Genomic DNA, 15,569 nt, shown 5'->3' with positions numbered 1-15,569 from the left:
GCTGCAATATTAGTAAAAGGATATTGCATTAGGTACTTTTTGAAGCATAGATAAATCAATTCGCCCATCACTTATTCCGCTTCATTTCCTCCCTTCGCATGGGCATGGAGTCGATGAGGCCAAAGATTTGTTCGGGTTTGACGGGCTTGGAGCTGATAAGTTTTACTTCCCCGTCTTTGCCAATCAACCAAAAACAAAAATGATTAGGAGTATAGCGAAAACGTTCTTTCAAATGTGCCGCATCTTCAGGAGACAGTTCAGCCTCTACGCAATCCACGACGCATAAATCACGCTCCAAAATACCTGCCCCGACCTCACTCAACCATTTTTTTTGCGCCTTAAAATCCCTATCCGACGATTTTGGGCAATATACCATCACGACTCGGCTTTTCCCCACCATTTTCGACAAACGACTTTCAAGCGGGTCTTGTCCCCACAAAAACATACTTAACGTTAAAATGAACACATTCATACCTCTTTCTTTTTTAGAATTACCTTACAAAGAACGTACCACTATCTCACAATAAAACTTCCTTTTTTTTACTTAGAACTACGCTTACTGTGTCTTTTGAATGTACAAATAAACCAATAAACACAATGTTTAAACAATTTCTAACCACTATGCTTTTATTTGCTGCGGTGCTCACGGCATCGGCACAAGATACGCGCTTGTTTGAAACCCGCATTTATTACACCGAACCTGGCCGTTTGGAGGCACTTTTGACTCGTTTTCGGAACCATACTACTAAAATTTTTGAAAAACACGGCATGACCAACATTGGCTATTGGGTTCCGTTGCACGAAGAAAACAAGCTCATTTATGTCCTCGCCTACCCCGACCGTGCCGCACGCGATGCCTCTTGGAAAGCCTTTGGTGCTGACCCTGAGTGGGTGAAAGCACGGACGGAATCGGAAGTAAGTGGCAAAATTGTGTCGAAAGTGGAAAGCATTTTTATGGACGCGACCGATTTTTCACCCAAAATTAAGTCTTCAAAAAGCAAAAAAGAGCGCGTTTTTGAACTTCGTACGTACACCACCAACCCTGGCAAATTACCTGATTTGTTGGCACGTTTTCGCAATCATACGCTTAAATTATTCAAAAAACACGGTATGACTAACGTCGCTTACTGGACGGTCAATGGCAAAGATGATACGCTTATCTACATCTTGGCGCACCCAAGTGAGGAAGCGGGCAAAAAAGCATTTGATGCCTTCAGAGCCGATCCTGATTGGGTAAAAGCACGCGACGCTTCGGAGGTCAACGGAAAACTTGCGAACAAAGTGGAGTCGGTTTACATGAAAGCGACCGACTTTTCGACGATTAAATAAGACTCATACCCTTTCCAAGTTTCGTTATTCGACAAATTCAAAACTTGGAAAGGATTAAAAGTGCCTTCGGTTTCTCAAAACCGAAGACGAGGTTTCTCAAAACCTCGCGACAAAAATGCGTACATCAACCCTCTCTTCTGCTATGAAAAATTGGCTTTCTTTTGCTTTCATTGCCCTTTCATTTGCGGCTTGCAACAGCTCACAACAATCAGACAACCAAACCAAAAGTGACACCACAAACACCGATACCGCTGCGGTAGCGAAGGTGGATTCAATAGGTATTTTCTTGCCTGATTTAAAAGCAAAATTTCCCACTCCCGAAACCGTTGTTGTGGCCGACGACCCCGTTTTTCACCAAAAGAAAACGTACAAAGCCATTCCGTTACAAACCATTTTGGACACATTTTTACCTGCCTACAAGAACCTCAATCGCAGCGAAACGCAGATTGTGTTTGAGTGCGAAGACGGCTATAATCCTTCGATGGCGTTGGAAAAAGTATTGAGTAAAAAAGCATTTTTGGCCGTGGCTGATGTGGACGCCCCCCAAGGACAAGATTGGATAAACCCGACCAAAGAAGGCCGAGAAATGAAGATTGCGCCTTTTTACATCGTTTATACTGACGTGCCAGGCGCCGATGTTAGCTACAAATGGCCTTATAATTTGGTAAAAATTAGCCTTTCGGCGGCCTCAAAAGAATTAGCCGTATTGTTTCCCAAAGACGACGATACCCAAGTAAAGGGTTTTGAGCTCTTTAAAGTCAATTGCTTAACGTGCCATTCGCTCAATAAAGTTGGTGGCAAAATGGGGCCAGAACTGAATTACCCCAAAAGCGTGACAGAGTATTGGAAAGTCGAGCACATCAAGCAGTTTGTAAAAGCCCCTTCGTCGTACCGCAACGAATGCAAAATGCCAGCCGTCACTCATTTGAACGACAAAGAGTTAGACGCCATTGTGAATTATTTACAATACATGGCAAAACATAAAATATAGGCTATACTCGTTCCCAGTCGTCGGGAAGTAAGTCCTTGGTGTTGAATCGCTCCGTCGCAAACCATTGCTGCGGGGCGATTATTTTTTTGTCTGGAAAAGCAGCCAACCACGCCCCCCACCAACTGAACGTGCTATTCGCAATGATGTGATGTTGACACTGTGAGATGAGCACCAAGTCTTCTGCGGCCGAATTTCCTTCGACAAAATGGGTCGGAACAGGAAAATGTAGGTGAGTTTTGGCCCAAACAGGGTCGTCCGAAAAAACAAAAAAAGTAGGCTGTTGAATTTGAGGTAAAAGCACAGAAGCCGCTTTTTGGTAATAATCCAACCCACAAGGCCGTAAAAAACGATTGGCCATCGAGCGCAGCGTATAATCACCACGACGCACATGTACGCTCACCGCCTCACTGGTTTGAATCAAGTTTTGCCACATTTGAAAACGCGGAAGAACGGGAGTTTGCAGCTTTAATTCCTGTTTTACGAGGGAAGCAATGGGCTTAAAATAGCGTTCAGACTGCCAATATCCATCAAAATATAAATCGCCCCGCAAACGAAGCATAAGCGGGGAAAAATGAAAATGTGGTTCCCGCTGGTAGAAGGGAGAAATAGCTCCCAAACGCCCCAACATTGAAAAAGAAGCCCCTACAAGCTCACTGATTTCGCGGTTAGTGGCCACTGATGCGTTGATTGAAAAAGCGTCTAACGCATACATACGGGATGTCCAAAACCGTGAAGCCTGCAACTGCGATAGGTCTAACTTGAGTTCGGTTTGGTTTAAAAATGCCAAATGCCGTCCCAACGCGTATTGAAACAATTGATTACCCAAACCGCCGCTTAATTTTACGATAATCATAGCCGTACTTATTTTAGGCTTTGACTATATCTATCACATTTCGTCACACTTGATTATGGAGCAAGCTGCATACCAATTGATGATATTTCAGCGCAATTATATCCCAATGATGCGTATTTTTTGTCGCTTCTGTGCCTTCTTTTCCTAAACGTTTTCTCAACACATCGTCGGCTAAAAGTAGTCGTAGCTGGGATTGAAACGTCGTTTTGTCTTGAAAGCACATCCCACCCGCAAGCGACGAAACGACACCCACGCTTCGGCTCAAAAACGGCAGACCCACGGCCATTGCATCGAGTAGCATAAGCGGCTGAACTTCGGTGTGCGTAGCCGTAACAAACACGTCGGCAGCACCGTAGGCGGCCTGGATTTGGGCTTCGGTTTGTTGGTCAAATAAAAAAATGGTTTTGTTCAGCTCCTCTCCCGCAAGCCGTTTGAGACGGCTTGAAAAGTCATTAAAATTACTTCCAATCAGCACCAAAACTGCATCGGGCAGCTGCATTTCTCGAAACCATTTCACCAGTTCCTGCTGCCCTTTGGTGGGTGTATAATTAGAAACGCACAACAGCATTCGCGCCATTGGAAGCCCATTTTCAAGCCGAAAATCTCGCGTGGAAGGCGTTCCAAAAGCAGGTCGAGCACCGTTAGGAATCACCGAATACGAAGAAAATTTATTCTTTTTCACCCAAACCACATCCGACATCCGCTGAGGCTCGGGTACGTCAGACAGAAATACGTAATGATCGAAACTCCGCATTTTTTTATCAAAATGCCAAGCCTGCCTTCGTTGACGAAGCCACCAAACCAACCCTCGAATACCGCCAAGACGAACGTTGAAATTGGTGCCATGACTTACCAGAACAACTTTTGCGGGTAAAGGCAACAGTTCTATCACCCAGTCAGAAGCCCAATTATTCCAGCCGTGAACACAAATCACGCTTGCTTCCGACAGCCTTAAAAGCACTTGGTAATCAACCTTTTGCTCAACATACACAACCTCAAACGGGAAATTCTCCACCTTTTTTCCACGAGTGACCACCGTCACTTGATGCCCCCATTGATACAGTCCTAGGGCATGACGATAGGCCACTTCGGCAACTCCGTGGGTTTCGGGGTAAAAGCCAAAAGCGACAATAAGAACTTTGTAAGGTTGCGCTAGGTGGTTTGCTGGTTTTTCCAATGGTTCATTTCCTCTTGAATGAAATAGTTCACCAAATCGGTGTACATTTTTTCGATGGCATCTGGGTGAATACCCTCTTCTTCCGCCCACGTTCTTCGCTCGACAAGCATGGCCTTGAAACGTTCGGGTGCCTTCACACTCGTCTCGGACGTTTTAAATTTTGAGGCTGCTTTAACGTACCCAAACCGTTGGCCAATCAATCGAATAATTTCACGGTCTAAAGCATCAATTTCGGTACGAATTTCGACCATATTTTCACATTCAGCTGGTAGTTTCATCACAAATAAAAGGTGTTGATTTAAGCCACAAAGAAGCGCAAAAGCATTGAAAAGGCAAACAACTCCTCCCTAAAGCAAGTTATTTTTATGAATCCCATTGAATCACCTCTTTAATCCCAACTACCCTTGAAAATAATCATCTTAGGCGCAGGCATGACGGGCCTCTCGGCCGCCCGAATTTTGACTCAAAATGGCCACGAAGTAACGCTGCTCGACAAAGGACGCGGCGTAGGCGGTCGCATGTCAACCCGTAAAATTGAACTTGCCAAAGCTGACCACGGCGCGCAGTATTTTTCGGTCAAATCGCCCGAATTTCGTCTTTTTATTGATGAACTTATTACCGAAAAAGTCATTTCGGAATGGCAAGTTCCTCAGCGCGAAAATGTGCGTTATATCGGGACAGCAGGAATGAACACCATTCCCAAATACTTGGCGGCTTCACTCAACATCCAATTAAACGAAAAAGCAATACTTATTCATTCTCAGTCGGTTGAAACCGAATCGGGCAACCAATACCCTTTCGATGCGCTTATTTCAACGATGCCAACTCCGCAAGCTACGGAGCTTTTTCAACGCTCACAAACAGTGCTTTCGGAGGCTGACCAACGCGTTTTGGCTTCCATCGAATACGACCCTTGCATTGCCGTTTTGGCTACGTTGAACACGCCTAGCACGCTTGAAGGAGGTGGATTACTTTTGGAAAACCAACCTGTCGCGTGGATAGCCGATAACTTTCAAAAAGGCATTTCTTCGGTTCCTTCGGTTACTTTACACGCCTCTGCTGACTACAGTCAGGCACACTTTGAACACAATTTGCAAGAAGTAGGCAAAGACTTACTGGCCTCCGTACGCGATTGGATTGCCCCTGAATCCATCGAACAAGTTCAAGTACATCGCTGGCGCTACAGCCTCGCCCGTCAACGCCACCCCCATTCTTTTTACAAACTCGAACACGCTCCCGTTTACTTGGCGGGCGACGCGTTTGGGATTGGCAACGTCGAAGGAGCGTTTTTGTCGGGGCTGGAAGTAGGGAAGGCCTTAACCAGTTTGTTCGACTAGGGGGTACGAATAAATACAGGATATGATACTTTTTTTTTGAACCACATAGAAAACAGTAGAATAAACACATAGTAAACATAGACAGTCTTTTGTGCGCTATGTGAAAAATTCTATGTGAACTATGTGGTTACATTTTCCTAGTTACCTGCAAAATTTCGTACAACCTTTTTGATTAATGGCTTACAAACGAAAGCATTTTGTAATTACTTTGTAATAACAAAAACAACTTATGGAACTTTCAGTCATAACTATTGGCAACTCCAGAGGCATTCGTTTGTCAAAAAGTATTCTTGAGAAATATAGTATCAGTGACAAAATTGAGCTGGTTCTTGAGCAAGGCTACATGATTTTAAAGCCCAAACCTGAGCCTAGGAAAGGCTGGGAAGATGCTTTTAAACAAATGCACGAACGGGGAGATGATACGCTTTTAATACGTGATTTATTGGAAGACGAAACCTTTGTTGATTAAACACACCTTATTTACAAGATGATTTCTGACCAGTTATTACAGCAAATTGAGTTCATCAAGGAGATTGACAAGCTCAAATACATCCAACGCAAAACCAAACTCCTCAACAGCGACCGAAACGAAAACGATGCCGAACACAGTTGGCATTTGGCCCTGATGGCCATCGTTTTAGCCGAACACGCCAACGAGCCTGTTGATGTGCTGAAGGTGGTTAAAATGGTGCTAATTCATGACATTGTTGAGATTGACGCGGGCGATACCTTTATCTATGACACCCAGAAAAATCACTCAAATACCGACGAAGAACGGCTCGCCGCTCAGCGGATTTTTGGGCTACTTCCCCAAGCCCAAGCCGACGAACTAATTGCAATTTGGGAAGAATTTGAGGCAGGGGAAACCAAAGAAGCCAAGTTTGCCCGTTCCATGGATCGTTTAGAACCTCTCCTCCAAAATACCTCCAACAACGGAGGAACTTGGGCAGAATTTGACGTTCCTTATGAAAAGGTCTATCAAAAGAAATCGGTCATTAAAGAGGGTTCTACCACCATCTGGAACTATGCCGAAAACGTACTCAATGAAAACGTTGAGAAGGGAATTTTGAAGAAAGCATGACCTACTTCAACGAAAAAGGGCTGCGGAAACGCAGCCCTTTTTCGTTAGTTTTTATTCTTCGTGTCTTACACTAAGTATTTCAAACGCACTACTTCTTTTTCGTTCAAGAAGCGCCATTTGCCACGTGGAAGGTCTTTTTTATTTAGCCCTGCATAGACTGTTCTATCAAGCTTAATCACCTCGTAACCAAGGCTTTCAAACACACGACGAACAATACGGTTGCGGCCACTGTGAATCTCAATCCCTACGACCATTGCATCGGGCGTAACAAGTGCTAAATCGTCGGGTTTGATGAATCCATCTTCTAACTCCAAACCTTCTTTGATTTTTTCAAAATCTTCGGTCGTGATGGGTTTGTCTAACTCAACTTGGTAAATCTTGTTGATTTCGTTCGATGGGTGCATCAGTTTTTCAGCCAATTCACCGTCGTTTGTCAACAACAACAAGCCCGTTGTGTTACGGTCCAAACGCCCCACAGGATATACACGTTCATTACACGCGCCCGAAATCAGCTCCATCACCGTATGACGGCCTTCTGGATCATCGGTCGTCGTAATATAGTCTTTTGGTTTATTCACCAAAATATAGACCATTTTCTCAGGATTCAAGATACGGTTACCGTACTTTACAATATCACCAGGATTTACTTTGTGCCCTAGCTCATTGATTACCTTGCCGTTGACCGTAATTTGCCCTGTTTCAATCAATCCATCCGCTTCACGACGAGAACACAATCCCGCATTTGCGATGTATTTATTAAGGCGAATCAAGTCATCTTTTGGCGCGGGCCCGTCCTTTTTTATGTATTTTTCTTCTGCTTTACGAAGGTCATAACGAGGCGCTTCGGTGTACTCCCCTACCCGACGGCGTAACCCATCTTCGGCACGGCTACGTTTTTCAGGCTTATCACCTTCCTCTGAAGCCCGTCCGCGTTTCTCGAATGGCTTGTCAAAGCTACGTTCGCCGCGTTTTTCAAATGGTTTGTCAAAACTACGTTCGCCGCGTTTCTCAAATGGCTTGTCAAAGCTACGTTCACCGCGTTTCTCAAATGGCTTATCAAAACTGCGTTCGCCACGTTTCTCAAATGGCTTATCAAAACTGCGTTCGCCGCGTTTTTCAAATGGTTTGTCAAAGCTGCGTTCGCCGCGTTTCTCAAATGGCTTATCAAAACTGCGTTCGCCGCGCTTTTCAAATGGCTTGTCAAAACTGCGTTCGCCGCGCTTTTCAAATGGCTTGTCAAAACTGCGTTCGCCACGTTTTTCAAATGGCTTGTCAAAGCTACGTTCGCCACGTTTCTCAAATGGCTTGTCAAAACTACGTTCGCCACGTTTTTCAAATGGCTTGTCCAAGCTACGTTCGCCGCGCTTTTCAAATGGTTTGTCAAAACTGCGTTCGCCGCGTTTTTCAAATGGCTTGTCAAACGGCTTTTTGAAGGCTGGTTTGTCACCACGTTTCTCAAACGGTTTGTCAAAACTACGTTCGCCACGTTTTTCAAATGGCTTATCAAACGGCTTTTTGAAGGCTGGTTTGTCGCCGCGCTTTTCAAACGGTTTGTCAAAGCTGCGTTCGCGACGAGGGGTTTCACTGGACTTTTTGTCGGGAGATTTTTCTAAACGAGGTCTTGCGCGTCTAGGTTCTGAAGAGTTGTCAAAATTATCTGACGATTGATTCGACTTTACGAATTTACTGTAAAACGGCGTTTTCCCAGCGCCTTTATTGTCTTTTTTCATTGGATTTGCAGTATCACTACTGTAAAAAGTGAATTATGTAACTAAAAATTTGGCGGCGATTAACCGCCCTAAATACCCTGATAATCAGGCAAACAAAGGTACAAAAAATAAAGCCACGATGTTTTTTTTAAGAAATATATCTCAAAAAAATGATTTTGGTCGTTTAAACATCTAGCCATCCAACCTATTAACTTTTTGTGCCGTGATACTAGATCGTGTACCACTCAAACCCCTTTGGGCTCCTTCGCGCTCGGTTGTGGAGCAGTCCAACCTGAAAAAATTTCAAAACTGGTTATTTGTTAAGAAAGGACTGTATTTCCGTGATTACCATGATCTTTGGGATTGGTCAGTGACCGACATCGAGGATTTTTGGGAATGTATCTGGTCGTTTTGCGACATCAAAACGCACAGCTTGTACTGGGATGTTGTCGTTACGGACAAAAAAGAACTGGCCAAAACCCAATGGTTTACGGGCGCGACGATCAACTATGCCGAACACATTTTTCGTCATAAAAACAGCAACAAGCCTGCTTTTTTATACCAAAGCGAAGGTGAGCCTCTTCGGGAGTTTTCGTGGCGTGATTTAGAAAAACAAGTAGCCTCGGTTGCGGCATATTTGCGACAGGTCGGTGTTTCTAAAGGCGACCATGTCATGGGAATTTTGCCCAATACTCCTCAGTCGGTAGTGGCATTTTTGGCCACTCATGCTATTGGGGCTATTTGGTCGATTTTTTCCCCAGAAACGGATGCTAAAATCCTCAACGACCGCGCAAGAACGCTTTCGCCTAAGGTCGTTTTTGTGCATTCTTCGGCAACTTTTAAAAGTACTACCAAAACCGTTTGGGTAACGCCCACAGGAGAAGACGACCTCCATGCAGAAACATGGACATCGGTTCTCAAAACACCTTCAACCTTGTTGGAGTTTACCCATGTCCCATTTGGGCACCCGCTTTGGGTATCGTTTCCGTCGTTTACCCCCGTTACCCACAGCACAGGAGGCACGTTGCTTGAACATCTGCGGTTGTTGACCATCCATCAAAATTTCAAGCAAGGCGACCGCGTTTTATGGCACGACTCCTCCCCTTCAACTGCGTGGCAATTTTCACTGAGTACGCTGCTCACGGGTGCCATTCCTGTCTTTTATGACGCCCCCGTTTCTGGCTCAAAAGGGTCACTTTGGGAGAGTATCGACAAAAACAAAATCAATCATTTCGGCTGCACGGCAGCATTTCTAACGACCATAAAATCAACACCTTTACCTAGTTATAAATTTAACGCTTTACAAAGCATCACTACCTTCGACGGGCCACTGTCGGCAGAAGAATTTGAATGGGTATATCAACAGGTGAAAAAAGATGTGTGGTTGGTTGCGTTGGGTACCCATCCTTACCTTGGTAGCAGTTTGGTAGGAGGATGTCCCACTTTGCCCGTATTTGCAGGGGAAGCACAATGTGTGTTACTGGGCTGTAAATCAACAAAATACCCAGAAAAAAGCCAATTGATTCGGCAAGCATGGGACAACGATTTGCTGGCGCAGCCTCTTCCCTCGCTGCCGTATATGACGTAAAAGTACTTCGTGGATTAGGTTCAAAGCGGCCTAATCCACGAAGTGTTTGAGATAAATCGTTAATCTACCCAGTCAGCGATGTACAAATTGGTATCGCGAGAGCCTGGTGCATTGTTGCGGTTCGAACTAAAAATCAGCTTCTTCCCATCGTACGAAAACATCGGAAATGCGTTAAAAATACTGTTGTTGGTCACCCGTTCCAAGCCCGTTCCGTCGAGGTTGATAAGGTACAATTGGAAGTCGTAGCCGCGTTGAGAATGGTGGTTTGACGAGAAAATAATTTTATCACCTTTCGGCGTAAAGTAGGGTGCCCAGTTGGCTTTACCTAGCTTGGTAATTTGGCGTAGGTCCGAACCATCCACGTTGCACGTATAAATTTCCATGTCGGTCGGCGCTACCAATCCCATCGAAAGCAGTTTCTTGTATTCGGCCACCTCTTCATCTGTTTTGGGGCGCGACGAGCGGAAAACGAGTTTTTTTCCGTCGGGTGAGAAAAATGCCCCACCATCGTACCCCAACTGATTTGTGATTTGTTTCACGTTCTTTCCGTCGATGTCCATGATGTACAAATCAAGGTCGCCATTGCGGGTCGAAGTGAAGACAATTTTATCACCTTTGGGCGAAATCGTTGCTTCGGCATCATAGCCTTTTTCGGTAGTCAATTGCTTCACCACTTTCCCTTTCAAATCCGACACAAAAATATCGTAGGTGTCGTACACCGCCCACAAGTATTTGTTGAGGTACGGTTTGATAGGTGGCGGGCACGAATCGTTGGCCAAGTGCGTGCTTCCAAAGAGAATATGTTTGCCATCAGGCATAAAATACGAACAAGTCGTGCGGCCTTTTCCCGTACTAATAAACTGCGGGCGTTCATCCGGGTTTTTCAAGCCTTTGGTGACATCCAAATAAAAAATCTGGTCGCACTGCAAACCCCATTTTGGATTATTCGACTGAAAGCTAACGTATTTACTATCAAAACTAAAATACGCTTCGGCATTATCGCCTCCAAACGTGAGCTGTTTTATGTTGGTTAAATGCTTTTCGTCTCCCGTTTGTGCCAGTGCAACCGTAGCGAAAAGAAGTAGCGGTGTTAGCAAGTAGTTGATTCTCATATTACTTTCTGTTGATTTAGTAACCGCAAAGAACGGCATAGATGCCCTATGTTCGCAATCTTTTTTACGGCTTTTTAGGGGCAGAAAGGCATTTTTTGGTAGAATGGTAAAAATAATCGAAAAAATTTGTTTGTAATTAATCTAAATAAACTAATTTTGCGTACGTATTTGAAACCTTAGAATAGTTACAATGACCATCGTTGAAGTTTCGACTTGCCCACTTTCAAGCACTGAAGAAAAGTTTTTTCAGCCCAACGCCTTCATGGGTTGTGCTTTTGCCTGCGACCTAAAGAAATGCTGTAAAGCGTACAAGAAGAAGGGCAAGCACTGCAAAAAATGCCCCAAACGCGACGATTAGATTCTGTCGATTTTCAACGACATAAAACCTTCACATTCACAGCTTTCTTGCTGACCGCACTTGTATCTCCGAGCCTTCGGCCAACAGGACTGAATCGGGTTTTTGAGAGGATAAAAAGCCAAAGGCTGCGCCATACACAGCTTCAAAGTCAACATCAATTGTATAGTCTTTTACTGGATATACTTGCCAACGCGGGTGCTCAACACCATATTCGGAGGTTACTGTTGGGCTGTAAGCAGTGTATCCCCAATAATGCTCTGTGATAAACTCTTCTTTGCTTCCTACTAGCATTTCTACAGCCACATGATCAGCCACTACTTCAAAACGATTCCAGTCGTTGTGCTTCCATTCATAACTTACGGTTAATTGATTCTCCGAATGTTGCCAATTGTACCGCATTGGCTTGGTGATGTATGGCTCATGATAAACGAGATTGGCAAGCCAACTGACGGCGGGTTTTGGTACAATTTCTTTAATGAAAGTAGTACCCCGTTTCCAATTTCCTTGTTCGTCGCAATAGCGTACGTAAAACCTCAGATTTACCTCTTCAAAAGACCTATGGAATGGAATAGAAATTCCCTTTAATCGTACATTATCAAACAGAAAGCCTACCAAACTTACGTAGCAGACGCCGTTCCACACGTCTAATTCAGTATGTTTGGGAACGTAGGATTTCAATAAATCAGGTGATACGGCATAGTTGGCCATCGCCAATTTCCGCCATTCTGCGGTAAGAAAGGAGGCAAGCATTTTGAGCAAATTTTAATTAATGACTACGATTGTATAAAGTAACTTCAAATCTCTATACTTGGCTATATTTCTAAACCAATTCTTCAACTTTTATGAAAAAGCAATACTTGTTATTTGCAACTTGTCATCCCCCCAAGAACCAATCATTACGAAACCTGACCAACGCATATCGGTCAAAACAATTGACAATTTCATCAATAAAAAGCTTCAAGAACAGGGTATGTTTTTTTGGGAATCAGCTTCCGACAAAATGTGTGGTGTGCCCTCAAACGTTCATACTCAGGCCTTTCGGCAGGTTGTAAGCCCGAAAAAATAGACAACGACCTGAGTAAAACTATTTATCAAATTGACTTGACGCAACAACAACCTCTTGAGGCTGGTCAGCAAGCTGGTGGCTTAATTTTTCCCGCTTAGAAGCCTGAAGTACAAGCCGTAACGGGTGTAAAAGACCTCACCAACGATGTCGCTTGTGATGATTGTCATAAAGGAAGTAAAGTAGATTTTGTGGTGGTGACGGAGCGTAGTACTACCAGCCGTCACGTAGTTACATTGCCCACCGAAAATAGCAATACCCCTGCGACGGTGGGAGGCTCTTCTGCCTCTACTTCTTCGATGGCGGCCTTGGTATGATCTCGCTTCCCGCCGCTTACCCGCGACCAAGTAGTGAGCAAATTGGCCTCATCGGCAAGTTATTATCCTAGTCGTAACAGCAATTTTGGCTGGGGACGAGTGAATGTGGATGCAGCTACGAATAGCGGAATTTAGGTAATTTCTCAACTGAAAGAGCTGCCAGATTCTAAAAAATCGGCAGCTCTTTTTATTTAATATATTCCAAAATATCTCCTGGCTGGCAATCAAGGGCTTTGCAGATAGCTGCCAGCGTATCAAATCGAACACCTTTTGCCTTTCCTGTCTTCAAAATTGACAAGTTGACGTTCGTCACCCCTACCTGTTGGGCCAATTCATTGAGTGACATTTTTCGTTTGGCCATCATAACGTCCAAATTTACTACAATCGTCATTTTAGATAAATGATTCGTTCTCGGATTTAACAACAATGGCTTTTTGGACAAAATCAGTCACCAACAACATACACAATCCCAAGAAAATCGGGATGGGCTCATGTACTAAAAAGTGAGCAAAAAAAGCCCGCACTGCTACTGGCCAAGCTACCGACGAAGGAATTCCTCCTGTATATAAACCTTCGATGGATTGTAGCTGCCTGAAGGCATATTCAAATGAGCCTAGAACAGCGATTCCAATGACCAAATAAGCTACCCAACGTAGGTAAAGAGTGGCTTTTTCGGTAAAAAACTGATGCTGTAAATACAGTTGTCGGAGGCGAAAAATACACCAACCTACGGTAAACGAACAGGCTATTTTTCCCATTTTGAAGAGCCATACCCCTGCTCCATTCCCTCCCGCGTTCATTCCTTTGAGTGCTGGAATAAAATAAGATGCGAAGTCAATCACCACAAACGCCATGATTAACCAAAGAAGAATTTTTTGTGTTTTCATTTTTCTGTATAGTTAAAGTTTAAGCAAATGTAGTGTATATTTAAAATAAAACAATAAATATTTATTGTTTTATTTTAAATTTTTAACACCAACTAACTTCTACACACTGCTTCTTCTCTGAAGACGCACATTTTACTTCTTATTTAAAGCTTCTTCCAGTATTTTTATCAAATCCTTTCCATCGTTTTTGCTGGGTGCTGGAGGCTGAATAGCGTGGAAGGTGTGATCTCTGCCAATAATGAAAGACGACGGAATGGAGCCTGCATCATAGGTATTCGCTACGCTTTCCTCAGCTTTGATGTCATCCCGCAAGTGAGTACCTCCAATTTGGTACTTGGCAATGGCTTTGCGCCAATCACTCTCTTTCTTATCCAACGAAATGTACAGAAACACCAAGTCGGTTTGGTCTTTGAAGTGATTTTTTATCTTCTTTGCTGACGTCATTTCGGCAATGCACGGCCCACACCAACTCGCCCAAAAGTCGAGATAAATGACTTTCCCCTTAAAATCAGCCAGCTGCACCGTACGACCTGCGGTATCTCGAAGTGAAAAGGACAAAGCAGGTTTGCCAATGGCAAAGATTTCTTTGTTTGCGATTGTTTCTTTGATCAGAGGTAAAAAACGACTATCAGGATACTCTTTCTCAAAATTTTTTATCTTTTTGGTAACTTCCTCACTAACGCCTTTGTAGTTGATTTCCTCTTTTAAGTGCTCTGCACTTAGAACTTCAACAAAAGCTGGATGAAACAGCGGTTTGTGGGCTTGAAAGTAATCTCCTATATGTTCAATATCATTTTTTTTGTCAGGATAAGCCAAAGCAGTCATGTACAAAACATTATTCGGGTAGTGTTCAGACTTAACAGTTAATTCATTTTGGGGTGGGTTTATTTCGGTTATTTTTTTTCGATACAAAGCGGGGATAAGCTTACTGTCCAGTGGTACTTTTAATTTTTGAGCCCTTTGATAAATATCTGGAAGCATTTTGCGGTTGATGTCAGATTTAATATCTGCTTGGCAAAGGGTATAAAAAGTCGAACTTGTCTTATCCTTATATTTATCTAAAACCCTCATTTTCACATCTTCTAATTCCATCAATTTTCTAAAAAACAAAGCAGGCGAGCCTAATTTTTTGGAGGAAATATTTTTCCAATCCGACTCAATGAAGGTTTTTTTGAAATCTTCTCTGTAGTACTCAAATTTTGGGGCGGCATTACCCTGAAAACTGACTGTATTCCAGAAGTCTTTTCCCTCAAAATTCATCAAAATGGTGTCATTAGGCTCAAGAATAAAAGTCAAGTTTTCTTCTTTATTTTTATCAAAATCACAATAAAGGTAGGCAATGTCATTAAGCGTAGTCTCTACTTCAAAAGCGCCATTTTCATCCAATAGCAGTTTATTCTGTTGGCTTTTTTCAGCAAATGGATAAATAAAAATACTAATATTTCGCGACACAGGATTCTTGATTTTGCCTCGAATCGAAACGTTTTGTGAAAAAGTTGCGAGGCTAATAGTCAAAAGGGAGCAGAAGAGAAGGGTTCGCATAGCTGTAGTTTAGGAAAGGTTTGTAACTCAACAAATATAAAGAAAAACTATATATGCACAGTATGATGTTAGGCTTCTCCGAAGCCAGATTTTTCATCGAATGGCTCATTTTGCTACAAACGTTATGTCTCTCCGAGACTTTTTATGGAATCATCCATTTTGTTACAATTCTACAAATGTTGCGTCTCTCCGAGACTTTTTATGGAATCATCCATTTTGTTACAA

The 15,569-nt window shown here is 43.3% G+C and carries 18 protein-coding genes; 7 read left to right on the top strand and 11 right to left on the bottom strand.

Translation table 11 applies throughout. The features are described 5' to 3' along the window. Positions 1–67: 67 nt before the first annotated feature. Positions 68–472: a DUF4174 domain-containing protein gene (locus FHS57_RS10690; protein ID WP_183973368.1), complete on the bottom strand. Its 405-nt coding sequence runs from the start codon at positions 470–472 to the stop codon at positions 68–70. A gap of 125 nt (positions 473–597) precedes the next feature. Here FHS57_RS10690 and FHS57_RS10685 point away from each other — a divergent pair, with 125 nt between their 5' ends. After that, positions 598–1,329: an NIPSNAP family protein gene (locus tag FHS57_RS10685; RefSeq protein ID WP_183973366.1), complete on the top strand. Its 732-nt coding sequence runs from the start codon at positions 598–600 to the stop codon at positions 1,327–1,329. Positions 1,330–1,471: 142 nt separating this feature from the next. Next, the gene (locus FHS57_RS10680) at positions 1,472–2,320 is read left to right on the top strand and encodes a c-type cytochrome (protein WP_183973364.1); all 849 of its coding nucleotides are present in this window, start codon (positions 1,472–1,474) and stop codon (positions 2,318–2,320) included. A 1-nt stretch (position 2,321) separates the two neighbouring features. On the opposite strand, the gene FHS57_RS10675 is transcribed toward FHS57_RS10680, so the two are convergent. From FHS57_RS10675 to FHS57_RS10665, 3 genes are read right to left on the bottom strand one after another with little or no spacing between them, the layout of a single operon-like run. Next, positions 2,322–3,173 carry an alpha-1,2-fucosyltransferase gene (locus FHS57_RS10675; protein WP_183973362.1) on the bottom strand — a complete coding sequence of 284 codons (852 nt, stop codon included), beginning with the start codon at positions 3,171–3,173 and terminating at the stop codon, positions 2,322–2,324. 43 nt (positions 3,174–3,216) lie between these two features. Next, positions 3,217–4,350: a glycosyltransferase family 4 protein gene (locus FHS57_RS10670; protein WP_183973360.1), complete on the bottom strand. Its 1,134-nt coding sequence runs from the start codon at positions 4,348–4,350 to the stop codon at positions 3,217–3,219. Further along, positions 4,326–4,628, bottom strand: coding sequence for an isochorismate lyase (locus FHS57_RS10665; protein WP_183973358.1), 303 nt, complete (start codon positions 4,626–4,628; stop codon positions 4,326–4,328). The genes FHS57_RS10670 and FHS57_RS10665 overlap by 25 nt, the downstream gene beginning before the upstream one ends. Positions 4,629–4,754: 126 nt before the next feature. Here FHS57_RS10665 and FHS57_RS10660 point away from each other — a divergent pair, with 126 nt between their 5' ends. From FHS57_RS10660 to FHS57_RS10650, 3 genes are all read left to right on the top strand, one after another. Further along, positions 4,755–5,687 carry an NAD(P)/FAD-dependent oxidoreductase gene (locus FHS57_RS10660; RefSeq protein ID WP_229601314.1) on the top strand — a complete coding sequence of 311 codons (933 nt, stop codon included), beginning with the start codon at positions 4,755–4,757 and terminating at the stop codon, positions 5,685–5,687. Between the two features lie 229 nt (positions 5,688–5,916). After that, a complete protein-coding gene (locus tag FHS57_RS10655; protein WP_183973356.1) occupies positions 5,917–6,156 on the top strand; it encodes an AbrB/MazE/SpoVT family DNA-binding domain-containing protein in 240 nt (79 codons plus the stop codon). Positions 6,157–6,174: 18 nt separating this feature from the next. Next, positions 6,175–6,768, top strand: coding sequence for an HD domain-containing protein (locus FHS57_RS10650; RefSeq protein WP_183973354.1), 594 nt, complete (start codon positions 6,175–6,177; stop codon positions 6,766–6,768). Positions 6,769–6,833: 65 nt separating this feature from the next. Here FHS57_RS10650 and FHS57_RS10645 read toward each other — a convergent pair whose 3' ends face one another. Further along, positions 6,834–8,498, bottom strand: a complete 1,665-nt coding sequence (locus FHS57_RS10645) for a pseudouridine synthase (protein WP_183973352.1) — start codon at positions 8,496–8,498, stop codon at positions 6,834–6,836. 202 nt (positions 8,499–8,700) lie between these two features. Between FHS57_RS10645 and FHS57_RS10635 the strand changes: the two genes are divergently transcribed. After that, positions 8,701–10,065, top strand: a complete 1,365-nt coding sequence (locus tag FHS57_RS10635; protein ID WP_183973348.1) for an AMP-binding protein — start codon at positions 8,701–8,703, stop codon at positions 10,063–10,065. 59 nt (positions 10,066–10,124) lie between these two features. Here the strand turns inward: FHS57_RS10635 and FHS57_RS10630 are convergent, their stop codons facing one another. Next, entirely contained in the window at positions 10,125–11,177 is a 1,053-nt protein-coding gene (locus FHS57_RS10630) for a TolB family protein (protein WP_183973346.1), read from the bottom strand. 190 nt (positions 11,178–11,367) lie between these two features. On the opposite strand from FHS57_RS10630, the gene FHS57_RS10625 reads away from it, so the two are divergent. Continuing rightward, positions 11,368–11,535, top strand: a complete 168-nt coding sequence (locus FHS57_RS10625) for a hypothetical protein (RefSeq protein ID WP_183973344.1) — start codon at positions 11,368–11,370, stop codon at positions 11,533–11,535. Between the two features lie 36 nt (positions 11,536–11,571). Here the strand turns inward: FHS57_RS10625 and FHS57_RS10620 are convergent, their stop codons facing one another. The 5 genes from FHS57_RS10620 to FHS57_RS10605 all read right to left on the bottom strand — a co-directional run bounded on the left by FHS57_RS10620 (position 11,572) and on the right by FHS57_RS10605 (position 15,344). Beyond that, complete coding sequence (locus FHS57_RS10620; protein WP_183973342.1) at positions 11,572–12,285, bottom strand: YqjF family protein; 714 nt, start codon at positions 12,283–12,285, stop codon at positions 11,572–11,574. 536 nt (positions 12,286–12,821) lie between these two features. Next, positions 12,822–12,956, bottom strand: a complete 135-nt coding sequence (locus FHS57_RS31975; protein ID WP_262889938.1) for a hypothetical protein — start codon at positions 12,954–12,956, stop codon at positions 12,822–12,824. Between the two features lie 146 nt (positions 12,957–13,102). Next, positions 13,103–13,306 carry a helix-turn-helix domain-containing protein gene (locus FHS57_RS10615; protein ID WP_183973339.1) on the bottom strand — a complete coding sequence of 68 codons (204 nt, stop codon included), beginning with the start codon at positions 13,304–13,306 and terminating at the stop codon, positions 13,103–13,105. A gap of 1 nt (position 13,307) precedes the next feature. Continuing rightward, positions 13,308–13,802: a DUF2975 domain-containing protein gene (locus FHS57_RS10610; RefSeq protein WP_183973337.1), complete on the bottom strand. Its 495-nt coding sequence runs from the start codon at positions 13,800–13,802 to the stop codon at positions 13,308–13,310. 132 nt (positions 13,803–13,934) lie between these two features. Continuing rightward, positions 13,935–15,344: a TlpA family protein disulfide reductase gene (locus FHS57_RS10605; protein WP_183973335.1), complete on the bottom strand. Its 1,410-nt coding sequence runs from the start codon at positions 15,342–15,344 to the stop codon at positions 13,935–13,937. Positions 15,345–15,569 lie beyond the last annotated feature (225 nt).

Origin of the sequence: Runella defluvii (assembly GCF_014195535.1) — a bacterium.
GTDB lineage: Bacteria > Bacteroidota > Bacteroidia > Cytophagales > Spirosomataceae > Runella > Runella defluvii.
Note: the sequence above shows the minus strand (reverse complement) of the source record. Positions and strands in the feature narration are given on the sequence as shown.